Here is a 23,760-nt window from a genome sequence, read left to right as displayed (position 1 = left end):
AATAGAGTCGTCACCCACAGCAAACAGCTGGCTAAGCAGGCCGATGTGGTGTTGAAGCTGAAGGATAAGAAGCTACGGGCATAGCGTCAGGCCTGGTGCAGCCCACGTCACTTACGGTACGTGGAGCGACCGGGTCGACCGACGATGATAGAATCATAAAACCCCCATCTCAAGCAAGAGGTGCGCGAGGCAGAAGCCGGAGGCGCACCTTTTTGCCTGTAGTTAACTGTTGCAGAATAGCGACCTCAGCTATAACTAGGTACGATGATTACCCACCATTTCAAGCTATACCCCAAGCCGCTTGCTACCATTTCCCCCAAACAGCACTTCACGCTATAATAACCTTATGCATTTTTATCAATCATCAAGCGACGAGGCGCTGCGGCGACTTAGTTCCTCGGATGGCGGCCTGAGCGCGGCCGAAGTCCAGCGCCGCCAAAAACGCTATGGCCTCAACATCATCAAAATCCAATCCGAACCGCTCTGGCGCATCATTCTCGAGCCATTCCTCGACATTTTTATGCTCGTCCTGCTCATCGCCGCCATCATCAGCCTCTGGCACGGCGAGGCCATTGACGCCATCATCATCTTTGTCATCGCCGCCATCTCGGCCGTTATTTTCTACATTCAGCGCTTCTCAACTGACCGTGTGCTACGCAGCCTGTCCCGTCACGACGCCCAAAAAGTCGACGTCCACCGAGTCAATCGTACCACGCGCATCGACGCCAGCCAGCTAGTTCCGGGCGACGTCGTCTCGCTGGCTGAGGGCGAGAAAGTTCCCGCCGACATCCGCCTCATTCGTAGCGCCAACTTGCGGGTGGACGAGGCGCAACTGACCGGCGAATCACTGCCAATCTCCAAACAAACCGACGCCCTCACCGGCACCAAAGAAATGTACGAGCAAACCAACATGCTGTTTCAAGGCTCATTCGTCGTCAGCGGCACCGGCACCGGCGTGGTCGTCGCCACAGGCAATCAGACCGAGTTCGGCAATCTCGCCATGCTCTCCAAGCGTGAATCAACCCAAAGCCCAGTCCAGCGAAAAATCGACACCCTCATCACCAAAGTCATCGCCGCCGTCTCGGCCATCGCCCTCGTTGCCTTTGGGCTGAGTTTGCTGCGCGGCATTGATGTGCTGGAGAGCCTGCGCTTCGTCATGGCCCTAGCGGTAAGTGCCGTGCCGGAGAGCTTGCCGATTGCGATTTCCGTGGTGTTAGTCTTAGGAATGCGGCGGATGGCCGCTAAAAAGGCGCTAGTACATCAGATGCGCGCCATCGAGACCATCGGCGTCATCACCACCATCGCCACCGACAAGACGGGCACGCTGACCAAGAACAAGCTGACCGTTCAGCAAACTTGGACGCCGGACGAGGCGACAGAGAACATCGACCGCATCATCGGGCTGGTGGTCAACCGCGCTCACGCCAAGAGCCACGATCCGCTGGATATCGCCCTCAATGAATACGCCCGCAAGCAGAGCGCCAGCCCGCGCCACGCACCAGTTCGCGACCTGCCATTCAGTCAAGCCCACGCCATGTCCGCCGCCATCTGGCATCACGGCCGGCAGTTCCGCTTGTACGTCAAGGGTGCGCCCGAAGCCATCCTGGCGGCCTGTCGCGTGTCGGCCCGCACCAAAAAGCGCGCCCAGCAAATGCTTGATGAGATGACCGCCCGCGGCTACCGAGTAATTGGGCTGGCGACGGGCGAACTGGACGAGGCAATTGATAGCTTTGATCAACTGGGCAAGCAGCGCCTGACACTTGCTGGCTTCGTGGCCGTGGCTGACGTGCTGCGACCAGAGGCGCCGCGGGCCATCCGCGCTGCTCTGAAAGCGGGCGTGTCGGTACGGATGATCACTGGCGATCACTTCGAGACGGCCTATCAGATTGGCCGAGAGCTTGGCATGGTCGAGAGCCGCGATGAGGTGTTTGACTGCCGTGATATGACCAAGCTGTCCGATGATCAGCTGGACGCCATCGTCACCAAAACCAAGGTCTTCTCTCGCGTCATCCCCGAGCAAAAATACCGCCTACTGACCATTCTCAAAAAGCACCACATCACCGCCATGACCGGCGACGGCGTCAACGACGTACCGGCACTGACCAACGCCCATGTCGGCGTGGCCATGGGGTCGGGCTCGCACATCGCCAAAGACGCTGGCGATATTATCCTGCTCAACGATAATTTCAAGACCATCATCGACGCCATGCGCGAGGGCCGCACCATCATCGCCAACATTCGCCGCATGCTGTTTTATCTACTGTCGACTAACACCGGCGAGCTGATCACCATGCTCGGCGCGCTGCTCATCGGCATCAAGACGCCGCTGGAGCCAGTGCAAATCCTCTGGGTCAATCTGGTGACCGATACCTCGATGGTCATTCCGCTTGGCCTGGAGCCAGGCGAAAAGCAGGCCATGAACCGTCCGCCGGAACGCCCCGACGCACCGATTCTCAGCCGTCAAATGATCTGGCGGATGGTCATCGTCGCCGCCACCATGTCAGTCATGGCGCTGGCGGTCTATATCTTTTTCGAGAAGCATTATGGCCACGACTACGCGCAAACACTGGCCTTTATCTCGCTGGTGGTCAGCCAGTGGGCCAACGCCTTTAACGCCCGCTCTGACAGTGAGTCAATCTTCACTCGCCTCAAGGTTATGAACGCCAGTTTTTACGCTGGCATCGGCCTGTCGGTCATGTTACAGCTACTCGTCTTCTTCGGCCCGCTTGGCACAATCCTCCACATCACGCCGATCAACTTCTGGCACGGCGCACTCATCGGCCTCGCCTCATTCATTATCCCGATCACCACCTGCGAGATACACAAATGGCGAAGCAGGAGGAATGACCATGCCTGAGCTCAAACATATCCGAGCCGCCTATCGCGTGTCAGTCAAGGGACTGATCTATGAGGACGGAAAGTTACTATTCGTCCGCGAGAGGAGCGATACATGGGATTTACCCGGCGGCGGGCTGGAACACGGCGAGGGCATAGCCGAGGCCTTGCGGCGTGAGTGCCGAGAAGAGCTGGGCGCTGAGATAGAAATTGCAAGCGCAGCGCCAATCATCATCCCGACATGGAGCAAAAAGTTCAACACCCCGGTGCTTATCATCGCCTATCAAGTTCGCCCCGTGTCACCACCCACAACCACGACAGATGTCAGCGAGCTGCGGTATATTGGGGCCGATGAGCTGGGGCAGGTTGAGCTTGACTCGACACTGTCGGCCAATATAGATCAGTTTTATATATAGGAACGACCCGTGGTAGCCGGCGTAATAATGCACGGCGTCGATTGAACCGGAAGCCGGAGGAGATTTAGAATAATTACGTGTCTTTGCTTGGCTGGGCCGGAGGGATTCGAACCCCCGAATGCCAGGACCAAAACCTGGTGCCTTACCACTTGGCGACGGCCCAATACCAAGGATTAGTGTATCATAACAATTACGCAATTACCAGCCTTGCGATCGGGCTCAAAACGCGCTACAATCGTCATATGCATAAGCAGTATGGCTTTACTATCGTTGAGGTTATCATCATTATCGTGGTTATCGCGATCCTCGCTACCTTGGGCGGCCTCGTCTGGCGCAATGCCTACAACACCGCTCGCGACAACGAAACCAAGTCAAATATTTCAATGCTCAAAGAGGCGATCGAGAAATATCGTTCGGACAACGGCGAATATCCATGGCCGACGAGCGCCTGCACCATTTATAACACCGCTAATATGAAGATTTGTAATGGTGGTGAGCTCGGCGCACTTCTCATTCCACGCTACATCAAGCAGCTGCCGAAAGACCACGAAGGCCGCGATTATTGGTATCTCGCAGCCACTGACACGACCCACGCTTCCAGCGTCGTACCGACCCGCTACGCCATAAAGGTGCTGCTCTCAGATGGCACCACCTGCCGCACTGGCCGCAATATGCAGAACGGCTGGTTTGGCGGCGTGCCAGAGTGTAATTTCTAATCTGTTATAATAACTCTTGATGAAACGACAGAGTTTTGAGACGCTGACACTGGAGAAGGTCGTTGGCGGCGGGCAAGCACTAGGGACGCTGACCGACGGCCGCAAATGTTTTGTATGGGGCGGACTGCCCAGCGAGACGGTCACTGTTCGCATTACTAAAAAGAAATCGCACTTCGTCGAAGCGATTGTCGAGGAGGTAATTTTGCCAAGCCCCGACCGCATCCAGCCGCGCGATCCAGATAGTTACCTGTCGACCAGCCCCTGGCAAATTATGCCGCTCGAGATAGAGCAGATATACAAAAGGCAACTGATCGACGACGCCTTTACACTGCACAATGTTACATTACCGGCGGCGATTGACATTTATTGCGACAATGTCGCATATGGTTATCGCAACAAAGTTGAATTTAGCTGGTACAGCGAATCGGTGGTATCCCGAGCGGTATCTCAGAAAAAATCTGGGCTTGTCTCGGGTCCCGAATTATTTTCTGATAATAACCAAGATATAGACGCGGATAGCGACCGTGAAGAATCATCTGGCGATACGCTTGATTTAGCATTTTTTCGCCGCGGCAGCAAAGGCAAGATTGTCATCGATGGCACGAGCTTGGCGCACCCTGCAATCAATAACCTGGCGCGGGCGATCCGCAATTTGCTGCGCCATAAACGCGTCGCGGCTCGCCAGCTCAAGACCTTGCTCGTCCGCTGCGATCAATCGGGAAGTTGCGTATGGCAGTTGTATGTTAAAGATCGCTTGCCCGAAATAATTACCGCTACTGAAGCCGCCAAGCTACCAGCTCAGGGCGGGGAAATTATCTATTCCGACCCGCGCTCGCCAGCCAGCCGCATCACCGAGCGCTTGGCGCTTTTCGGTAACACCACCTTGACTGACGCTATCCTTGGCATACCATTCCGCTACGCCTGCGAAGGCTTTTTCCAAGTCAACATCCCGGTTTACGAGCAGGCGCTGCGCGATATGAAGGAGTGGATGCCGTACAATAAGGCGCGCCAAGAGCGCCGGGCTCAGTTGGCGGCACATGGCGACATTGATAGTCAACAGCGAGTAATATCTCAGAAAAAATCTGGGCAACATAGAGAAAGCAAGCAGCACGACTCGTCAAACTCTTTTTCTGAAGGCTTTGCCTTTCCGGCAAAGGCGCGCCAAGAGCGCCAGCTAGATCAGTTAGCGGCGCGCCGGCCTGAAGAAAAAGATGTTTGCGAGACGGGCGAGCCAGCCCTCGACCTCTATGCTGGCGTCGGCACTATTGGTCTGACCATTGGCGGCGGCAACGTCACGCTGGTGGAAATCAACACCGACGCTGTCCGCGAAATGCAGCGCAACATCACCGAACTTGACCGCACCGACGCTCGCGCTGTCCTCGCCCCCAGCGAACAAGCCCTCGACCACATTACAGGCAAGGAAATCGTCATCGTTGATCCGCCGCGCGCTGGCTTACATCCTGACGTTATTGCGACATTGTTGCAACAGCTACCGCCGCGCATCCTCTATCTCAGCTGCAACCCCGTCACCCAAGCTCGCGATGTCGCCTTGCTCCAGCAGCACTACCGCATCGTCCATCACCGCGGCTACAACTTTTTCCCGCGCACGCCGCATAGTGAGCACTTGGTTGTTCTTGACAAGAAGTGAACCAACTCAACGGCGTATTAATAACTGGAGCTGAGTTCCCATAACCTTGACATAGTGCTACACTGCTGATATAATCTCAGCACACTAAAATCCATGTGAAAGGAGTTATGACTATGACAGGAATACCAAAGCCACCTGAGGGAATGCCGAGCGAAGGGCAAAATAATGCTGCAACCCGCTGGGACACGCTTCAGGAAAATCCTGCGGGTATCAAGGAAGAAGTTCAGGAAGACCCAGAAACTCCTGCCGAAGTCACCCTCGAGCCTAGCGAGCCTGAAATGTATCATGGGCCACTAGAAAAAGCTCCATTACTTGCGCTGGGCGACGACCTTGCTGATGCCAGAATATTTTTCTCTGATGCAGTAGATATAGCCAAATATGCTATCAGTAACGGCCCAGAAGCACCAGAAGAAGGCCAGCCGGTGCTACTTATTTTCGGTGGTGTTTGTGTTCCCGTATATGAAAATTCTGATCCCGAAAAACTAGAGGCAGCTTGGGCGCGAGTTATGCGCGGACACTGTGATCAGCAGATAAAAGTTCCTGATCCGTATAGCGAGCATCCTGTAATGGCAGAGACATATCCACTCGTGATAAAAACTCTGGACGATATACCAGAAAAAGTCCTTGCCGCTGAGGCGCGGGAAGATGAAGCTCGGCGCAACGATGAAGACGATTATGATATTCAGCGGGCAGATATCATTATCAACAGACAAGAAAAATATGAGGGGCTAAAAGAAAAACTCTGGGACGTAGAAATACGCCTTGCTGGAGCAGCGGCGGCGCAGCTACCACCTAATATCTATGGCGACAGAGATAACCCAATACAAGCAGAGCCATTTACGAGTGAGTTTGAGGCAAGAGGAGTCATGTACAGCTCTTACACATTCCTATTGGCAAAGCTCATGCAAGATCATCTCAACAATAACGAGACTGCAACCGTAGCAGATATTGCCGGAGAGGCCCTAAGAATATTGGATATCAGGGTAAATACCTCAGATCCATTGTTTAATGCAGTAACTGGTTATTTATTGCCAGACTCAGCGTGGGGCTGGGATCATGGTCAAGAGCTATTAGGATGGTATAACGAAGTACGCGAGCGACAAAGTGGATACCGCTCACCTCTTCCGCCTGAAGCCCAGTAACAATTGTACGCTTGATATCAAGTGTTTCTAGGCTATAAAAATCCTAACAAAACGCCGACGCGCTTATGTACCTGTCGGCGTTTTGATGTTCTTGAAATACCAACATTCCGACCCGTTCTTATCATGCTGCGCCAAGTTACTGTTATCAGAAAGCACCGGCTACTATTTTCTATAAAAAGTTATCTATGATCATAACAGGGGTGAGAAAAAATATTACACCACATTTTTGACAAAATCCATTGACATTTTGTTCTATTAGTGATATATATATATCAGCTTTTGTTGACGAGTTGAGTACATCCTTGTCCGAAAGTGTAGTTTGACAAGCAGAGAAAGTTTCGATTTGAGGTGGGATGTCGTGGTGTATCATAAGAAGCACCAAAACACCCCATCTCGAGTCGACCCATCCGAGTGTCGACCAGTGTTTTTCACATGAGCATCCGCTCGGGTGGGGAGGAAGAACATTATGACAGACGACTACTGTATCGTAGCAGTTGAACTCATCGTCAAATCAAGAACGCTTGTTCTTGATGCGGCATGGATGGCCATCCAGTTGGCTGAGCGGCTGGAGCGGTCCAATGGCTGGACCGCAGCAGTAAAGGAGAAGGTGCTCGTCACCTTCAAGTTCAACGGGTACACCATAAGAGTCCACCACGACTCTGACCCAGCGTGGATTGAGGAGGCATACCGTAAAGCATACGGAACAGACAGAAATATCCCAATAGGTCCATACCCTGTCTAAACCATTCGTAATCACACCAAGGGGGGTGATTGATAAATACACACCATTTACGAACTGGCGGGCAAAGTTAACTTTCCTCCACCTTCTGCTTGTCAGTTCGCTCCATAGATGCATGTCTATGCTGATGAGTCGGAAACGACGAAAGCGAACAATTTATTCAAACATCACTAGTTGCGCCGCCAAAGCTTCACGGGTAATCTCATCCGCCCGTTCGCCGATTAGCACGATTTTTGCTGCCTCCTCAGGCTTGGCATGAGTTATCTGAATTTGCTGCTCGGTCGCCTCCACATGCTGGTGCGCGCCGTTGTCACTAATAAAGCACCCCTTCATCCGTCGTAGGCCATACGCCCTGAACAACTCCAGCCACATGTTTTCTAGCGCCGACGCCGCGATATTCATGCCCGAAACATCCAGTACTGCATACGTCGGATTATCCGGCACCGCCAGCTCGCCATCATACGTATCAAAAAACGCAAGCAGTCCCGACGGCGTGGTTAATTTACTGAGTTCAAACCGACCGTGCGGCGCACTGAACACCTTGGCGTAGGGTAGGGCGCGGCGTTTTGCTTCGTATTCAGCCAGCTCGCTATCGTTCAATAAATCTTCCTTGGTCACCAAAATCACGTCTGCTGCTTGCAGTTCAACTTCGTGCGCTGGCTCAATCCCGCGCAAAATCTCGTGCGCATCGATCACATAAAAACTCTGCATCAACTCATACTTATTGAAGATTTGTGCATTAATCAATTTCTCGACCAAGTTCATCGTTCGCGCCACGCCCGTCGCCTCGATAAACACTGGCGCCGGCGAATTCCGGCAAAAGTCCAGCAGCATCCGCGTTAGCGCGTGTTTCGACGAGCAGCAGACGCAGTCGCCAGCCAGCGTCGTCACCATCTCCGCCAATCCCTCCAGCCGATAGCCGTCGACATTTTCATTGGCATATTCATTTTCAATCACCCGCGCGCCCTTATAGTCACTTTGTTGCAATAAGAATTCCAACACGCTGGTCTTGCCAGCACCCAGCGAGCCGTTCACCAAATATAGCGGCACTTTGTCAACAACCGCCCGCGCCTCGTCAAACGCCGCATTAACACTAAATTCCAAATCATCATCGCGTTTCGCCATACATCTATTATACGTCATCACAGCCAAGGTGCTATACTAAGGCTATGAAAGTAATTCTGGCCCTTGGCAATCCTGGCGAAAAGTACGTTCACACGCGGCATAATGCTGGCTTTTTGGTGGTTAACCAGTTGGCGGCAGGACAGAGTGCACATTTTAGCAACAAGCCCAAATTCTTTGCGGATATTGCCGAATTAAACAGTTTTACGGTCGATTCAGCCGCTAGCACAAAACTACCTGTTACTATTCCACGAGAAAAAGTCCTCCTTGTCAAACCAACCACGTACTACAATAACGTCGGTATTTCCGCGCGGGCGATCATGGATTTTTATAAACTGACACTGGATGATTTACTAATTATTCACGATGACACCGACCTTGATTTTGGTAAAATCCGCGTCCGTAAAGGCGGGCGCGACGCTGGCAGCAACGGCTTAAAATCGCTTCATGCTCACATTGGTTCTGACTTTTGGCATATTCGTATCGGTACAGACAATCTACTGCGGCGGCAAGTCTCAACCGACCGTTTTGTTATGATGAATTTTAATAGCGATGAATTAACTATTTTGAAAAATTGGACCATCCCAACGGCGCAAACAATGATTCATGACTTTTTATCCGATCACATTTCAGCCATAAGCGTCAAGCTCTAACCCCCCCGGCACATCACTACACCATTGCGCCTGCGAAATCAAAAATGCTTATTGCAACAATGTCGCAATAGTAAACGCTCCCGCCCAAAAATAAAAATCCAAATACTAATTACCGTCGCTTTCGCGGCACAATTTTCGCCGCGCCGTGTTTCAGCCGCCGCTCAGCGCTATGCAATTTCGCCGCAGCTGCTTCTTGCAAATTAATCGCTCGCGCCTCCAGCATACTGCTGCCAACCGCCAAGCTCACAAACAGCAGCCCCAAGCCTCCCGTCGCCCATTCCGGCAGCTCCAGATGAAACAACTTAGCAATCATCATCATACCCAGCGCCATGATCGCCCAGTGCGCGCCATTTTCCAGATATTTATACTTACTGAGCATGCCCGTCCGCAGCAAATACACCGTCAGCGACCGCACCCAAATCGCTCCAGCACCCAGGCCCGCCACAATCAGCAGCACGCTGCTGGTGATAGCAAACGCGCCGATGACGCCGTCAAAGCTAAAACTAGCATCCAACACTTCCAGATAGAGCAGGCTAGCGAACGCCGCCCAACCAACCTTGACCTTGACTGATTTAGCATCATCCTCATGGAAGAATGAGCCGAACAATTCCAGCCCGATATGCAGTATAATCCCCAACACCGACGAGATCAGTACCAGCGCTCGATGCGGCGGCTCGACCGTAAAATACAGCACCGCCGCCACGCCCAGCATCAAACACACCTTGAAATTCTCGAACCGCCCAGCCTTGGCCAGCCACGGCTCGACATGCCGCATCCAATGCACGCGCTTGTTATAATCAATGAAATAACTGAGGCCAATCATAATCAGAAACGCGCCGCCAAAGGCATCGATCATCGGCGAGGCTTCATGCAAAATATGACCGTATTCCGCCGGCCTATTCAGCGCCAAATCAACCACTTCCATGAAGCCATGGCCGCTCGCCACCATCACGATGATAATCGGCAGCACGAACCGCACCACGAACACCGCCACGAAAATCCCAACTGTCAAAAACACCTTTTGCCAAACCTGGCTCATGCCAGCCAGCACCTTGCTGTTAATCACCGCGTTATCAAAGCTAAACGTCACTTCCAGCACCACCAAAATTGCAAACAACCACAAGCCGCTCGCGCCGAAATGACCGAAAATCAACCCGCCCAACGCCAGCGTCAACAACGCCGAAAACCAAAAAATCCGAAATGGGTGATGCGAGTGGAGCCAATGTTTCATACTGAGTTTTAGTATAGCATGCTAGGCGGGGAGTAGTATAATAGAAACTATGCCGTCACTACAGACAATATATCAGCGCGCTGGCGCCTGGTTCAAAAACCACAGCGACGCGATCCGATGGACTATCGTCGGCTTGTTTGGCATCGTTGTGATGCAGTATGGTTTACAAATTGACCTCTGGCTGATCGCCCATCCGCCGCACACGTGGGCCGAGACGCTAGCACCGCTGGCACAAGATTTCCTGACGCTAACCTGCAGCGTCATCGTTGAGGCCACGCCGTTTCTCATCATCGGCATCATCGTTTCTGCTCTCATTCGCCGCTTCCTGCCGCCAGACCGACTGCTTAAAATCCTACCCAAACACACATTCATCCGCCGCATTCTCCTCTCGCTCGTCGGTATCGCGCTGCCAGTCTGCGAGTGCGGCAATGTGCCAGTCGCCCGCAGCCTCCTAGCACACGGCCTCAAGCCCGCCGACGTCATCAGCTTTCTCTTAGCCGCGCCGATCCTCAATCCGATCACCATCATCGCCACTATGACCGCCTTTAGTTTTGAACCGCGCATGGTCTGGTGGCGCATCGGCTTTGGCTTTCTAATCGTCCAGCTGACCGCCCTGATCGTCAGCTTTATTCACCCCAAACACGTCCTCCAGCCGTCATTTGCTGCCTCCTGCACCGACCGTCATCCAACGACCTTTCGCCACATCCTCGCTGATTCCCGCAACGAATTCTGGCAGCTCACCACCATGCTGGTCCTCGGCGCCATGATCGCTGCCGCCACCCAAGTCTTCGTTCCGCGCTCCATCATCAACGCCGTCGGCGGCGACACCATCCTGTCGGTCATCGCCATGATCGGCCTCGGCTTCGTCGTCTCTATCTGCTCCAGCGTCGATGCCTTTTTTGCGCTGGCTTACGCCCGTATCTTCACCAATGGCTCCGTCCTCGCTTTTCTGCTGACTGGCCCGATGATCGACATCAAACTGATTCTCCTCATGCGAAGCACCTTTCGTCCGCGATTTATCCTGCTGGTTATGCTCATTATTTTCAGTCTGTCGCTCGCGGCAGGGATCGGAGTCAATCTCTATGCGCGCTAAACTCGGCCCACTACTGCGCGCTGGCGGCGGGCTACTTGCCTGTAGCTACATCATCCTCATCGCCGTCCGCGGCCAGCTCGGCTTTTACATTCATCCGCGCTACCATTTGCTCGCCGTCGTGGCGACCGTGGCTGGTGGCATGTTACTCCTTATCGATATTGTTCTACAGCTGCGCCATAACCTAGCAGGGAAGCGACGAGCCTCCGCCCGCCCGGCACCCACCAAGCATCCAAAAAAGCCGCGACGCACCATCCCCATACTCTCAATCATCACCGCCGGCATCCTCGCTCTGGCCATCGTCCTGCCGCCGCGTCCACTGTCCTCGTCCAGCGCTGCCAACCGCGCCACGTCCGGGCCAACCAGCACGACCGGCCGCTGCGACAAACCAGAGCCGCTTGACGGCAAACCCGTTTCCATGAACCGCTGGCGTAGCGCGTTTGATGACTGCCCGAATGACAGCTTTTTTGACGGCGTAACCATCGACGTCACTGGCTTCGTGGCGCGCGACCCGAGTGGCTTTTACGACAACCGCTACTTCGAACTATCACGCTTCGTTATCAGCTGCTGCGCTGTCGACAGCACCCCGATCAGCATTCTCGTTAAATCCCCAGACGCCGAGCGTTACCGCAACAACCAATGGCTACGCCTAAGCGGCCAGGTTAAACGTGAACTATCCGGCGGCCGAGCTGTCTACGTCCTCACCAACCCCACCATCACCCCAACCACCGAACCAGCCAATCCATACGAATTCCTCGGCGTCTAGCTATGTATCATTATTGCGACAATGTCTCAATTAGTTTTCAACGCTCTCACGCCTAAGCGGCCTGCTTGTACACAAAGACCGAATTAATCACCCCATCTGTCGGATGGTATTCCTCCATCAGCCGCACACCCTCAAAAGCGTGAGCATCAAATCCTGGATAGAGCAGGGTGCGCGCCCCGTACGCCCCGCGCGCGATCAGTCGCCCGTCTGGTGTAAGTGCTGGTCGTACATGATCAACGATCGCTTGCTTTTCCGCCAGCGTTTCGCCAGCCAGTCCCGCTACATATATCACATCATATCGCCCCTCATCCAGCGCCACCGACTGACCCAGACCAGTCACAAATTTACCCGGCCAATCAAGCGCCGTGGCAAGGCCGCGCGATAACTCAATTGCCTCGTCCGACGCATCAACATGCGTAATCCGCGCTCCCGTTAGCCGATGTAGCCACCATCCCGTCAGCGGCAACGGCCCACTACCAATCATCGCCACTTCCGACGAACAACCACATAGCTGCAGCCCAGTCCGTCCCAGCAGCCCAATCTCACGCCGCGTCAACTCTTTATAATTCTCATGATACGGAAACGCTTCTAACTCTGCCCACGGGTTATCCGCCTCTGTGATGCGCCCCGACCAGTGTCGTTCCAACTCTCCTTCGGCTACCGCGCAGCGCTGCTGCACCTGACGGCGAATATCCTCGTCACGCAGCAGTGGCTCTTTACCGTGCGCCACCACCGCATCAACTAATTCGGTAAACGCCGCATTAACTTCCTCAGAAGGTGTGAGCTGCGGCAAGCTCAGCACTCGCTCAATACATTCTTTCATAGCTCATCAGTATGGCGTATTGTGTAGCTTATTGCAATTTTGTCGCAATAAGTGCTACAATTGCGACATGGATACCTTACGCGACATCTTTCGCCAAGCCGACCTTCGCCTGACCAAATCACGCTGCGAAGTCTTTACGGCACTCGAATCTATCGACGTACCACTGACCATCGCCGAAATCGCCAAGCGTTGCCCGAACACTAACCGCACCAGCATCTATCGCATTCTCGAAACCTTTCACGAGCTTCACGTCATTAACACCATCCACATCGGCTGGAAAGTCCGTTATGAGCTCGCCGAGCCATTCATCAAACATCATCACCACCTCTACTGCACACGCTGTCATAACGCCGAACCGCTGGAGACACCAGAGCTAGAACGGCTCATCGCCTTGATCGGCCAGCGCCATCACTTCCGTGTCGAGCGCCACCACTTTGAACTCGAAGGAGTGTGCCAGACCTGCATGGCAGCTGGTGATACGCAGCCTGGCTCAACCAAGACGACGAGCCAAGCCTAATCAGCCGCCGGCAGCAGCTATCTCAATTCCAACGAACCACACGGCCCGATATCTCTCTTACAAACTACACCTCAAGCTTTGCCCGTAGCATGTCGCGCTCACGCGTCAGCGTCCGGTAGCGCTTAAACGCGCTCATCAGTTCGTTGCGCGCGGTCGCGTCTAGGTCAAAAATCGCGAGCAGCACCGAATCAATTTCCTTGACCGCCCGCTGCGCTTCTGACAAATTCGCCACGCCCGGTACTGTGTCGAGGTATTCCTCGCGAATCGCTTCGGTCTTTTTCTCGTATAGTGCCAGCCGCTTGGCCGGGCTCTCGGCCGCTTTTTTACTCAGCCGGCCCAGCGCCTTTTCGTACTCCTGTCGCGCTGCCAACACCGTCACATAATCAATATTCAGCCCGAACAGCCGGGCCGCCAAGCCGCCGCGCTCCTGCTCAATCGCCGTCATTTCTCGCTCAATCGCCGCCAAGCGCCTCGTTACCTCACGTCGCAGTTTCTTAACCTGACGACCGGCCCGTAGCCGCTGCCAGCACCGCACCAAAGGCCGCGCCTGCTTGTCCACCACGGTCACACCGACCTCACCGAGCACCGCCCGGTACAGTTCGTACCTCATAAAATCTTCAACCTGCTGTCGACAGACCTCAATTGGCTGCTGGGCGAACGCCAGCGTTCGCTGATACGGCTTTTTCTCTCGCTTTGACGTAAACTGCGACCCCGCAAAGGCCAGTCGCTCCTCCTCAAGCCGCACCGGTATCATCATGGCGATCAGCCGTTGCTGCGACGACGTCTCGGCCAGCAAATCCTCCTGCAAGGCTTGTTGCAACGTTGTCGCATTATGCGCCGAGGTGATCGTCTCTAGCCTCGGCAACCATTCGTCCCGCCACGCCGTCAGCATATCGTGCATCGTGCGCTTGCTACGATTCAGCATCCGCGCATCTCGTCGAAATCGTCGCGGCACGCGCGCCAAGACGGCGGCCGCTTGGGCTCGAAACACCAACGGGCGCTCTTGGCTTAACTTGACTAAGGTATCGTGCTCAATTATCTGCGTCATATGTATTCACTATACTATTTTAGAGACAAAAAGTCAATATTATGCTCACGCATATCCACCCAAAAATTCACTTTCTAGCAAACCATCCCACACCAATTCACACCCAACCTCCATTTACACGGTGCAAGATCACATCAAAAACCCAACTAAAAAAGCGCCAGGTAAGGGTGGGCATCACCTGGCGCTTTGTTACCCTTCAACCCACCCGAGCTCCCGTCTCAGTGAAGCGTCGTGACTAAAACTCCAAAAGTCCGCGCCTGATTATAATATCAACACCATCCAGTGCTCACCTTAACAGAGGTCGCCTTCAAAAAAGGGCAGTTAAAGGGGTTAGTATGCGCGTAACGTTGAATCGCAAAAAGTGGAGGGTAAGAATACTTAATGCCATTGCGCGCAACCTAACATATTAGTTAGAATAGGGGGTATAAGGTGCTTTTGATTAGCACTTCGGCTAACCAATCGCTCCTGATTATAGCAAGCATTTGACAACATGTCAATACTTTTTATCACAAAAGTCATGGAAATCAATAGAATCCGTCCAGATGAGCATAATTTTACCCAGAGGTTGGCAAGTATTGCCAATCCACCGAAAAGCTTGTGTTTCATGGGAACATTGCCGACGAGCGGTGCACCGGTCGTGGCAATCGTTGGCTCACGCAAACCCTCGGCGTACGGCCGGGAAGTGACCGAGCAGCTGGCGAGCGACCTGGCAAAAGCCGGCTGCATCATCGTTAGCGGCCTGGCGCTCGGCATCGACGGCATTGCCCAAAAAGCCGCCCTGGAGGCTGGCGGCACAGTCATCGGCGTCATCCCTAATGAACTGCCCGACATCTCGCCGCAAACCAATTACAAATTAGCCATGAATATCATAAAAAACGGCGGCGCTATCCTCTCTGAGTGGCAAAAAGGCGACGGTAAAGTCGTCAATCGCTGGAGTTTCTTGGAGCGCAACCGCTTGGTCTCCGGCCTAGCTGACGCCGTCATCATCACCGAGGCCGCCGAGCGCAGCGGCACACTGAACACCGCCGCTCACGCCTTATCCCAAGGCCGCGACGTCTTTGCCGTGCCGGGCAACATCACCAGCCCGCTGTCTGCTGGCTGCAACGCGCTGCTCAAACAAGGCGCCCTCGTCGCCACCACTGCCACGGACATCCTCGATGTCATCGCCCCGTCAACCACTCAATCTGCCACCGACCAAGCCGTCACCCCCCTCGGTGAAACCCCAGCCGAAAACACTATCATCGACTTACTCCGAACCGGCCTCAGAGACGGCGACCAACTACAGCAACAATCCGGTCTCAACCCAGCCGACTTCGCCACGGCACTAACCATGTTAGAGATCAACGGCGTGATCAAGCCGCTTGGGGCGAATAACTGGACGCTTAACTAGTGTCAACAATGCGTCTATGCTTGTAACATTATCTACTACGATGCTATGCTAGTCCCAATGAGGAGAGAATTATCAAGGCCCAATACAACCATTGAAACGTGCCATAATCCAGACACCCCTATCGACCAAGAGGTATCAGACGACATACTCACGCTACCCAATATCGTTACTACGATAGGTGGACTATGCAGCATATACGGCATCCGAAACGCCGGCACCGTTAAGGGTATCGCTGCCTTGGTCATTGGCGAACTGTCAGACAAGGCTGATGGAACACTAGCGAGACGCCTCCATCAGCAATCAAAACTCGGTATCAAGCTTGACCCCATCAGAGATAAAGTGGTCGCCGCCACTGCACTCCTAAAGATAGTAGAAGATGGTCTCGCCTCAAAGACTGTCGTTGCATCTATGACCAGCCTCGAGGCGACCAAAGCAATAGCCACGCTCATAGCGGAACAAAAGCACCGCCAACTCCCCAGCCAGGCCGAACCGCTCCGACCAACACAGGTTGGCCGCATCAGTGGCGCCCTCGTGTCGACCGCGACATCATTATACATACTCAGCGGCTCGGCAGAGTCGTTTGGCCACGAGAAAACAGCAAAGGTACTCCGTAGCCTCGGTGACGGAGTATCTAAAATATACTTACCAGTTGCTGGCCTAGCAGCCGCTCAATATATAATACGTGCCGCCAAACTCAGTAAGCAAGTCAAGGAAGAAATACGCCAACAGCAATAAGAGGCTCTCGCACCCAAACATCCTCGGCGGTTGTGGTTGCGAGGTGATTTGATATAATATAGAGTTATGAAAAATCTCGTCATCGTCGAGTCACCAGCCAAAGCTAAAACCATTGAGAAATACTTAGGCAAGGATTTTCATGTCCTGTCAAGCGTGGGACACATCCGCTCAATTGTCAAAAAAACCAAAGATGGCACGCCGCCAATTGATGTGGCGAATGATTTTTTTGCTATCTACGAAGTTGACCCAGAGAAAAAGAAAGTCATCAGCGAGCTGAAGAAAAATGTCAAGGCTGTTGGCAAAGACAATGTCTGGCTGGCCACCGATGAAGACCGCGAAGGGGAGGCCATTGCCTGGCACCTCTGTAAAGTATTGGATTTGCCGATTGAGACGACCAAACGCATCGTCTTTCACGAGATTACCAAAGATGCTATCACCAATGCCATCAAAAACCCGCGCACCGTCGACATGAACCTGGTGCAAGCGCAGCAGGCACGGCAAATTCTCGACCGATTGGTTGGTTTTGAGCTCAGCCCCGTAGTCTGGCAAAAAGTGCCGGGAGGCAAGTCGGCTGGCCGCGTCCAGAGCCCAGCGGTGCGATTACTGGTCGAACGCGAACGAGAAATCATGAAATTTGAAGGCAGCTCGCAGTTCAAGGTGACCGCCATATTCATCCACGACAATCAAGAATTCAAAGCCGAGCTCAATCAAAAATTTGATTCCGAAGCAGCTGCTCACGAATTCTTGAACAGCCTCAAGCCAGCCACGTTCACCGTCAGCGACATCTCAAAGACGCCTGGCACCCGCAACCCAGCCGCGCCGTTTACGACGTCAACTCTGCAACAGGAGGCCAACGCCAAGCTTGGTTTCAGCTCCAAAGCTACCATGGCCTCAGCCCAGCGGCTGTACCAAGACGGTAAAATCACCTACATGCGTACCGACTCGGTCAATTTGAGCGGGCAGGCCATCGCTAGCGCCACCGACTTTATCAAGCGGTTGTACGGCCCGGATTATTCGACTGTGCGCAAATTCAAAACCAAATCCGCCTCCGCCCAAGAAGCCCACGAAGCCATCCGCCCGACCGACATTACCCGCGAAACCGTCACCTCCAACGAGTACGACCAGAAACTCTACGACCTCATTCGCCGCCGCACCCTAGCATCGCAAATGTCGGCAGCAAAATTAGAGAAGACCACGGTGGTAATTGCTATCGACGGCACTCAGACGTCTCATAAAACAATCCGGGACCCGAGACAATCCCAGATTTTTTCCGAGACGCCGCTCGCGCCAGATGCGCCAGCAACAGCGGCACCTTCTGCGCTGGAGGCTGTGAAACGTTCGCGAGAAGCGAACGTTTCAGCCGAACGCTCGCGTAGTATCTCCAGTGGAGATACAAGCGAAAAGAGTACTCCAGTGCGGGAGCGTGGCGCTGGTGATGCTGACTTTGCTGATGGTGTCCGAGAGGCGGCTACTGCAGACTTACACTTCGAAGCCAAAGGCGAAGTCATCACCTTTGACGGCTTCCTACGCGTCTACGGCGGCGGCAAAGATGAACTCTTACCAAAACTCCACACCGGCGACACACTTAAAACCCACGACATCACCGCCCGCCAAATCTTCGCCCGACCGCCAGCCCGCTATACCGAAGGTTCACTGGTTAAGAAACTCGAAGATCTCGGTATTGGCCGGCCAAGCACCTACGCCACCATCATCGACACCGTGCAGACCCGCGGCTACGTCGAAAAAGGCGACAGCGAAGGGAGCCCGCGCGACGTCATCGTCTTGAATTATAACGGCGAAGAAGTCAGCCGCGACGTCGTCCAAGAAAAAACCGGCTCCACTCGCGGTAAACTCATCCCAACGCCGAGCGGGGAACTGATCGCTGACTTTTTGACCGACCATTTCACGCAAATCGTTGACTATGATTTCACCGCCAATGTCGAAACTGAATTTGATAAAATCGCCGCCGCCGAGCTGGCTAAAAGCGCCATGCTCAACGGATTTTACACGCCATTTCACAAATTAATCGAACAGTCAGGCGGCATCGACCGCAGTAAAGTTGGCGCTAACCGTGAAGTCGGCATCGATCCAAAATCTGGCAAGCCAATCCTGGCGCGCTTTGGCCGTTTTGGCCCAATGTTGCAGCTGGGCGCCACTAACGACGAGGACAAACCGCGCTTTGCACCGCTACCAAAAGGCGCGAAAATTGAGACCGTCACTCTGGAGCAGGCGCTAGAAATGTTCAAATTGCCGCACGTCGTTGGTCAAACCGAAGACGGGCAAGACATCAAAGCCAACATCGGCCGCTTCGGCCCGTACATCCAAGTCGGCAAGCTTTTCGTCTCTATCAAGCCTGAAGATCCGCACACCATCACCCTAGAAAAAGCCCGCGAGCTCTACACCGCCAAACTCCAAGCCGAGGCCGAGAAAAATATCGCTGACTTTGGCGATGGCGTCAAAGTCCTCAACGGCCGCTTCGGCCCATATATCACCGACGGCACGAAAAACGCCAAAATCCCCAAAGACACCGACCCAAAAACCATCACTCACGAGCAGGCCTTGGAACTCCTAAAAGCCGCACCCGCGAAACCAGCTCGCCGCGGCCGCGCCTCGGCCAAATCATCCAAATCCCCGAGAAAAAGCAGGCGCTCAAAGAAGTAATTGACCCGCAAAATAACTCAATCAAGCCACATTTTATTAGTGCTGTATAGACCACATTCCCATAATTCACAAAATTAAAAACTATCACACCATTTCATTGCAAAAATTGTTAAATACATGCTATAATTATGGCGTACTATACGACTTGCTTGACACGAAAATATTTTATTGTATAATAGCAATATCGTCATATATCAACATAACTTCTGAGGTGAGGCAGAGAGGATTTAACATAAAGCCATGAGCGACACACAAGAACAGAGCGCACCAGACAAGCAGCTTCGGCAAGCGGCCGAGGATGTTTTGGCGCAAATTCCGCAGGAGCGCGAGAAAGAGATTATTAGCCGTCGCTTTGGTTTATACGGCAGCAAAGAGACGCTGGAGCAGATCGGCGACATGCTCGGGATCACTCGTGAGCGTGTCCGCCAGCTGGAGAAGGCTATCCTCGTTCGCCTCCGTCTACTGGTAGCTGATGGCGGCATACCAAGTGCCTCGGCTGCTGAAAAGATGGTCACTTCACACCTGTCAGAAATGGGCCGAGCCGCACCACTACATAATCTCGCCAAGCACGTCCTCGGCCGAGATGTCACCGATAGCGAACGATCCCATGTCGCCTTTATCGCCGAGCTCAATCCATCAATCAACATTATCACCGAGAACGATGACTATTACCACTCAGCCATCATCGGCACACCAAACGACGAGAAGAATATCAAGAAGCAAGTCGAAGAAATCATCAAAGCCATCAAACAGCACGGCCAGCCAGTCACCGCCGAGGAACTACACAAAACGCTCAACTACGAGCACCCATCCAACATTGCCGCGCTCGCCTCAATCAGCAAGAAACTAGCTCACCTCCGCGGTTTGTGGGGCCTGATCAAGTGGCCGCTCGTCAACCCAAAAACCATTCGTGACAAGATTTTCGTCATTCTCGACAGCAACGGCCAGCCAATGCACTTCTCGGACATTGCTAAAGCCATCAAGGACAGCGATTTCAAACGCAAAGATGTCACCATCCAAGCCATTCACAACGAACTCATCAAAGACAAGCGCTTCGTTCTGATCGGCCGCGGTATTTATGCCCTCGAATCATGGGGCTACGCTCGCGGTACCGTCGCCGACATCATCGCCAGCGTCCTACGCGAGGCCGGCGAGCCGCTGCACCGCGATGAAATCGTGAAGCGCGTCCTCGACAAGCGTCAAGTCAAAGAAACCACCATTCTGCTCAACTTGCAAGCCAAACCGCAATTCCAACGCTCCGCCAAGGCCACCTACATTCTGGTCAGCGAAGCCTAGGTTTGCATTTATCTATAAGGGGTGAGATAATGAAATAGCATGGAAATTATCTCTTCGATGATTAGTTTTTTAACGCAGTGGTACGTCTGGATACCCATCACAGCCGTGCTATCATTTTTGACGTGGCGCAACTATCAGCGGGCCGACGAATTCGAACCGACCGAGAGCGTGTTATTGGTACTCGAAATTCCCAAAGCCAACGACAAGAAAGAGCTGGCCGCCGAGCAATTATTCGCCAGCCTGCACGGCATCTTGCGCGACAAACGCGAGCTCAAATTATCGGGCGGGCGGCAGGAGCATATCAGCTTTGAAATCGCCTCGGTCAACGGTCAAATTCGTTTTTACGTCTGGGTGCCCCGAACGCTACAAAGTTTCGTCGAGGGACAAATTTACGCCCAGTACCCAACCGTTCAAATCCACGTCGCCAGCGAAGATTACACCGAGCACGAGCGTGAGCACTCCACCGTGTACACCACTGAGCTAACCTTGACGGCGCCAGAGTTCTTGCCAATTCGCACCTTTCAGACCTTTGAAGTCGATCCACTGGCGGGAATTACTGGTACGCTGGCCAAGCTAGAATTGACCGGCGAGGAACTCTGGGTGCAGGTGCTCATCAGGCCGATCGCCGACAGCTGGCAACAGTCCGCCGATCGCTGGATCGCCAGCGTCAAGAGTGGACATAAGCTTATCCCCGGACTCGGCGGTAGAGGCTTGCAATGGATTGGTACGCTACTGGAGGCGCTCTGGAAGCCACCAGGCCAAGGAAGTGATGGCAAAAAAGCGCCCGAGCTATCTGAGCGCGACAAGACGCGCGTCTCTGAGGCAGAGAAGAAGGCCACTAAATTAGGCTACGACGTCAAGATCCGCCTGGCGTACCTTGGCGAAGATCAAACCAGCGCCAAGCTACATATGCAGGCGCTGGTCGGTGCTTTTAAGCAATTCAACTCAACCAACCTCAACGGCTTTCGCGCTGTCAAGGGTGCGTTCGGCAAGGAGTTTCTCGACAAGTACCGCAAGCGTGCATTTTACGGTGATGGCTACATTCTCAACATCGAAGAGCTGGCCTCTGTCTTTCACTTGCCGCACACCAATGTCGAGACGCCAAACATCGTCTGGGCCAGCGCCAAAACCGCCGAACCGCCATCCAAGCTGCCTGTCCTGACCGGCAGCGACGCCAATGACGACCAAATTTCCGCCTTTGGCGTCACCAACTTCCGCGGCATTAACCACCAGTTCGGCATGCTGCGCTATGATCGCTCGCGTCACGTTTACATCATCGGCCAGACGGGGGCAGGCAAGTCTGGGTTGCTCGAATTATTCGCGCTCAGCGACATTTTTCACAATCAAGGCTACGCCATCATCGACCCGCACGGCGACTTCGCCATCAACAACATGAAATTCATCCCTGGCTCACGGCTGAACGACGTTGTCTATTTCAACCCAGCCGACACCGCCTATCCACTCGGCTTCAACCCGCTGGAAGTCACCAACCCGAACCAAAAAACCAACATTTCATCAGAAGTCATCGGCGTCCTGAAGCGTATGTTTGGCGAGAGTTGGGGCCCGCGGCTGGAGTACATCTTGCGCTACACCATCCTGGCGCTGCTCGACCGGCCAGAGACGACCATGCTGGACATCACCCGCATGCTGACTGATAAAAACTTCCGCAAGGAAACGCTGAGCTATTGTCGCGACACTGTGGTTCTGCAGTTCTGGAACGTCGAATTCGCCAGCTGGAACGACAAGTTCGTCGCCGAGGCCGTCGCACCAGTCCTCAACAAAGTCGGCGCCTTTACCGCCAACCCAATCATCCGCAACATCATCGGTCAGCCCAAATCCACCTTCAACATCCGCCAAATCATGGACGAAGGCAGAATTCTCATCGTCAATCTGTCCAAGGGTTTGATCGGCGAAGACAACGCCGCCATCCTCGGCTCATTCCTGGTCACCAAGATTCAGCTGGCTGCTATGAGCCGCTCTGACATCCCCGACATCCGCGACCGCCGTCCATTTTACCTTTACGTCGACGAGTTCCAGAACTTTGCCACCGACTCATTTGCCACCATCCTGTCCGAAGCCCGCAAATACGGCCTCAACCTGACCGTCGCCAACCAGTACATCTCACAGATGAACGAAACCGTGCGTGATGCAGTCTTTGGCAATGTCGGCACTATGATTTCATTCCGCGTGTCTGCCGACGACGCACCAATTCTCGCCAAGCAATTTGAGCCAAATTTTGAAGCCGTCGACCTCTTGCAGATGCATAATCGCAACTTCGTCATCAACATGGTCATCGGGGGAGAGAAGACTCCAGCTTTCTCCGCACGCACTCTCGAGCTCCCGCCAAGCCAAGCTGACAACACGCCGCACATCATCGAGCATTCACGACGCATGTACTCGCGGAGCCGGGAAGACGTTGAGCGAGAAATTGCCGCCGTCATTATGCCGCCGCGCTCGCAAAAGCAGCCCAGCAGCCAGCCGCGCCCGCAAGCCGTCGCCGCAGCCGCACTAGCCCAGCCCGTTCAGGCGGCCACTAGTCAACCGATGCAGGGAACCACGGCCACTAACACCCAACACCCCGCACCACAACCCGAACCCGTCACAGACAGCGGCGAAGTCATCTTGCAAATCCGCGGCAACAGCGCATTTGAATCAGCAGCCACCGACACCACCACACCAAAGAAACGCCGACGACGACGGAAGAAGAGTGCTGCATGATATATAATAATTAAGCCTCTCGACAAAAATAGAAAACTTCTACACGGTAAAACAACTGTCAAAGACAGTATAAAAACTGTAACTATTCAAATTTTTATCTTTTATTGATATACTGAATTCGTCTAGATCTGACTGGGTACCGCATAGTCTGGTTCACTTTGCAAATGAGCAACCATTGTGCGATAAAGTGGACGTATGCGTTCCCTTGTCAGAT

Annotated in this window: 19 protein-coding genes and 1 tRNA gene; 15 read left to right on the top strand and 5 right to left on the bottom strand. The window is 53.6% G+C overall.

Annotation, left to right across the window (positions count from 1 at the left end; translation table 11 throughout):
• Nucleotides 1-346: 346 nt before the first annotated feature.
• Nucleotides 347-2,857, top strand: a complete 2,511-nt coding sequence (locus GWK78_01485) for an HAD-IC family P-type ATPase (protein ID QHU93704.1) — start codon at nucleotides 347-349, stop codon at nucleotides 2,855-2,857.
• Complete coding sequence (locus tag GWK78_01480) at nucleotides 2,850-3,251, top strand: NUDIX domain-containing protein (GenBank protein QHU93703.1); 402 nt, start codon at nucleotides 2,850-2,852, stop codon at nucleotides 3,249-3,251. The genes GWK78_01485 and GWK78_01480 overlap by 8 nt, the downstream gene beginning before the upstream one ends.
• A gap of 88 nt (nucleotides 3,252-3,339) precedes the next feature.
• Here GWK78_01480 and GWK78_01475 read toward each other — a convergent pair.
• Nucleotides 3,340-3,414, bottom strand: a tRNA-Gln gene (locus GWK78_01475).
• A 79-nt stretch (nucleotides 3,415-3,493) separates the two neighbouring features.
• On the opposite strand from GWK78_01475, the gene GWK78_01470 reads away from it, so the two are divergent.
• The 4 genes from GWK78_01470 to GWK78_01455 all read left to right on the top strand — a co-directional run bounded on the left by GWK78_01470 (nucleotide 3,494) and on the right by GWK78_01455 (nucleotide 7,499).
• The gene (locus tag GWK78_01470) at nucleotides 3,494-3,967 is read left to right on the top strand and encodes a hypothetical protein (GenBank protein QHU94257.1); all 474 of its coding nucleotides are present in this window, start codon (nucleotides 3,494-3,496) and stop codon (nucleotides 3,965-3,967) included.
• A gap of 19 nt (nucleotides 3,968-3,986) precedes the next feature.
• Complete coding sequence (locus tag GWK78_01465; protein ID QHU93702.1) at nucleotides 3,987-5,615, top strand: hypothetical protein; 1,629 nt, start codon at nucleotides 3,987-3,989, stop codon at nucleotides 5,613-5,615.
• Between the two features lie 113 nt (nucleotides 5,616-5,728).
• Nucleotides 5,729-6,757 (top strand): hypothetical protein, encoded by a 1,029-nt coding sequence (locus tag GWK78_01460; GenBank protein ID QHU93701.1) that lies wholly within the window; start codon nucleotides 5,729-5,731, stop codon nucleotides 6,755-6,757.
• A 466-nt stretch (nucleotides 6,758-7,223) separates the two neighbouring features.
• Complete coding sequence (locus tag GWK78_01455) at nucleotides 7,224-7,499, top strand: hypothetical protein (GenBank protein QHU93700.1); 276 nt, start codon at nucleotides 7,224-7,226, stop codon at nucleotides 7,497-7,499.
• A 153-nt stretch (nucleotides 7,500-7,652) separates the two neighbouring features.
• On the opposite strand, the gene GWK78_01450 is transcribed toward GWK78_01455, so the two are convergent.
• The gene (locus GWK78_01450; protein ID QHU93699.1) at nucleotides 7,653-8,621 is read right to left on the bottom strand and encodes a hypothetical protein; all 969 of its coding nucleotides are present in this window, start codon (nucleotides 8,619-8,621) and stop codon (nucleotides 7,653-7,655) included.
• Nucleotides 8,622-8,665: 44 nt separating this feature from the next.
• On the opposite strand from GWK78_01450, the gene GWK78_01445 reads away from it, so the two are divergent.
• Entirely contained in the window at nucleotides 8,666-9,271 is a 606-nt protein-coding gene (locus tag GWK78_01445; GenBank protein QHU93698.1) for an aminoacyl-tRNA hydrolase, read from the top strand.
• Between the two features lie 109 nt (nucleotides 9,272-9,380).
• On the opposite strand, the gene GWK78_01440 is transcribed toward GWK78_01445, so the two are convergent.
• Complete coding sequence (locus tag GWK78_01440; GenBank protein QHU93697.1) at nucleotides 9,381-10,502, bottom strand: DUF475 domain-containing protein; 1,122 nt, start codon at nucleotides 10,500-10,502, stop codon at nucleotides 9,381-9,383.
• Nucleotides 10,503-10,551: 49 nt separating this feature from the next.
• Here GWK78_01440 and GWK78_01435 point away from each other — a divergent pair, with 49 nt between their 5' ends.
• The gene (locus tag GWK78_01435; protein ID QHU93696.1) at nucleotides 10,552-11,595 is read left to right on the top strand and encodes a permease; all 1,044 of its coding nucleotides are present in this window, start codon (nucleotides 10,552-10,554) and stop codon (nucleotides 11,593-11,595) included.
• On the top strand, nucleotides 11,585-12,358 hold the full coding sequence (locus GWK78_01430; GenBank protein ID QHU93695.1) for a TIGR03943 family protein: 774 nt from the start codon (nucleotides 11,585-11,587) through the stop codon (nucleotides 12,356-12,358). The genes GWK78_01435 and GWK78_01430 overlap by 11 nt, the downstream gene beginning before the upstream one ends.
• Nucleotides 12,359-12,410: 52 nt before the next feature.
• Here the strand turns inward: GWK78_01430 and GWK78_01425 are convergent, their stop codons facing one another.
• Nucleotides 12,411-13,181 (bottom strand): methyltransferase domain-containing protein, encoded by a 771-nt coding sequence (locus GWK78_01425; GenBank protein QHU93694.1) that lies wholly within the window; start codon nucleotides 13,179-13,181, stop codon nucleotides 12,411-12,413.
• A 67-nt stretch (nucleotides 13,182-13,248) separates the two neighbouring features.
• Here GWK78_01425 and GWK78_01420 point away from each other — a divergent pair, with 67 nt between their 5' ends.
• Nucleotides 13,249-13,698 carry a hypothetical protein gene (locus GWK78_01420; protein ID QHU93693.1) on the top strand — a complete coding sequence of 150 codons (450 nt, stop codon included), beginning with the start codon at nucleotides 13,249-13,251 and terminating at the stop codon, nucleotides 13,696-13,698.
• A 64-nt stretch (nucleotides 13,699-13,762) separates the two neighbouring features.
• On the opposite strand, the gene GWK78_01415 is transcribed toward GWK78_01420, so the two are convergent.
• The gene (locus GWK78_01415) at nucleotides 13,763-14,746 is read right to left on the bottom strand and encodes a hypothetical protein (GenBank protein ID QHU93692.1); all 984 of its coding nucleotides are present in this window, start codon (nucleotides 14,744-14,746) and stop codon (nucleotides 13,763-13,765) included.
• Nucleotides 14,747-15,263: 517 nt separating this feature from the next.
• Here GWK78_01415 and dprA point away from each other — a divergent pair.
• The 5 genes from dprA (at nucleotide 15,264) to GWK78_01390 (ending at nucleotide 23,546) form a co-directional block, all read left to right on the top strand.
• Entirely contained in the window at nucleotides 15,264-16,136 is an 873-nt protein-coding gene (dprA, locus tag GWK78_01410) for a DNA-protecting protein DprA (GenBank protein QHU93691.1), read from the top strand.
• Between the two features lie 57 nt (nucleotides 16,137-16,193).
• Nucleotides 16,194-16,871 (top strand): hypothetical protein, encoded by a 678-nt coding sequence (locus GWK78_01405; protein QHU93690.1) that lies wholly within the window; start codon nucleotides 16,194-16,196, stop codon nucleotides 16,869-16,871.
• A gap of 66 nt (nucleotides 16,872-16,937) precedes the next feature.
• Entirely contained in the window at nucleotides 16,938-19,532 is a 2,595-nt protein-coding gene (gene topA, locus GWK78_01400) for a type I DNA topoisomerase (GenBank protein ID QHU93689.1), read from the top strand.
• A gap of 240 nt (nucleotides 19,533-19,772) precedes the next feature.
• On the top strand, nucleotides 19,773-20,828 hold the full coding sequence (locus GWK78_01395; protein QHU93688.1) for a hypothetical protein: 1,056 nt from the start codon (nucleotides 19,773-19,775) through the stop codon (nucleotides 20,826-20,828).
• Nucleotides 20,829-20,867: 39 nt separating this feature from the next.
• A complete protein-coding gene (locus GWK78_01390) occupies nucleotides 20,868-23,546 on the top strand; it encodes a type IV secretion system DNA-binding domain-containing protein (protein QHU93687.1) in 2,679 nt (892 codons plus the stop codon).
• Nucleotides 23,547-23,760 lie beyond the last annotated feature (214 nt).

Source organism: Candidatus Saccharibacteria bacterium oral taxon 488 (assembly GCA_010202845.1).
GTDB lineage: Bacteria > Patescibacteriota > Saccharimonadia > Saccharimonadales > Saccharimonadaceae > Nanosynbacter.
This window is presented reverse-complemented; position numbering and strand designations above follow the sequence as displayed.

What these genes read in the sequence shown, in the direction of transcription:
- GWK78_01485 (QHU93704.1), top strand. Translation starts at nt 347, where the DNA reads ATGCATTTTTATCAATCATCAAGCGACGAGGCGCTGCGGCGACTTAGT.
- GWK78_01480 (QHU93703.1), top strand. Translation starts at nt 2,850, where the DNA reads ATGCCTGAGCTCAAACATATCCGAGCCGCCTATCGCGTGTCAGTCAAG.
- GWK78_01470 (QHU94257.1), top strand. Translation starts at nt 3,494, where the DNA reads ATGCATAAGCAGTATGGCTTTACTATCGTTGAGGTTATCATCATTATC.
- GWK78_01465 (QHU93702.1), top strand. Translation starts at nt 3,987, where the DNA reads ATGAAACGACAGAGTTTTGAGACGCTGACACTGGAGAAGGTCGTTGGC.
- GWK78_01460 (QHU93701.1), top strand. Translation starts at nt 5,729, where the DNA reads ATGACAGGAATACCAAAGCCACCTGAGGGAATGCCGAGCGAAGGGCAA.
- GWK78_01455 (QHU93700.1), top strand. Translation starts at nt 7,224, where the DNA reads ATGACAGACGACTACTGTATCGTAGCAGTTGAACTCATCGTCAAATCA.
- GWK78_01450 (QHU93699.1), bottom strand. Translation starts at nt 8,621, where the DNA reads ATGGCGAAACGCGATGATGATTTGGAATTTAGTGTTAATGCGGCGTTT.
- GWK78_01445 (QHU93698.1), top strand. Translation starts at nt 8,666, where the DNA reads ATGAAAGTAATTCTGGCCCTTGGCAATCCTGGCGAAAAGTACGTTCAC.
- GWK78_01440 (QHU93697.1), bottom strand. Translation starts at nt 10,502, where the DNA reads ATGAAACATTGGCTCCACTCGCATCACCCATTTCGGATTTTTTGGTTT.
- GWK78_01435 (QHU93696.1), top strand. Translation starts at nt 10,552, where the DNA reads ATGCCGTCACTACAGACAATATATCAGCGCGCTGGCGCCTGGTTCAAA.
- GWK78_01430 (QHU93695.1), top strand. Translation starts at nt 11,585, where the DNA reads ATGCGCGCTAAACTCGGCCCACTACTGCGCGCTGGCGGCGGGCTACTT.
- GWK78_01425 (QHU93694.1), bottom strand. Translation starts at nt 13,181, where the DNA reads ATGAAAGAATGTATTGAGCGAGTGCTGAGCTTGCCGCAGCTCACACCT.
- GWK78_01420 (QHU93693.1), top strand. Translation starts at nt 13,249, where the DNA reads ATGGATACCTTACGCGACATCTTTCGCCAAGCCGACCTTCGCCTGACC.
- GWK78_01415 (QHU93692.1), bottom strand. Translation starts at nt 14,746, where the DNA reads ATGACGCAGATAATTGAGCACGATACCTTAGTCAAGTTAAGCCAAGAG.
- dprA (QHU93691.1), top strand. Translation starts at nt 15,264, where the DNA reads ATGGAAATCAATAGAATCCGTCCAGATGAGCATAATTTTACCCAGAGG.
- GWK78_01405 (QHU93690.1), top strand. Translation starts at nt 16,194, where the DNA reads ATGAGGAGAGAATTATCAAGGCCCAATACAACCATTGAAACGTGCCAT.
- topA (QHU93689.1), top strand. Translation starts at nt 16,938, where the DNA reads ATGAAAAATCTCGTCATCGTCGAGTCACCAGCCAAAGCTAAAACCATT.
- GWK78_01395 (QHU93688.1), top strand. Translation starts at nt 19,773, where the DNA reads ATGAGCGACACACAAGAACAGAGCGCACCAGACAAGCAGCTTCGGCAA.
- GWK78_01390 (QHU93687.1), top strand. Translation starts at nt 20,868, where the DNA reads ATGGAAATTATCTCTTCGATGATTAGTTTTTTAACGCAGTGGTACGTC.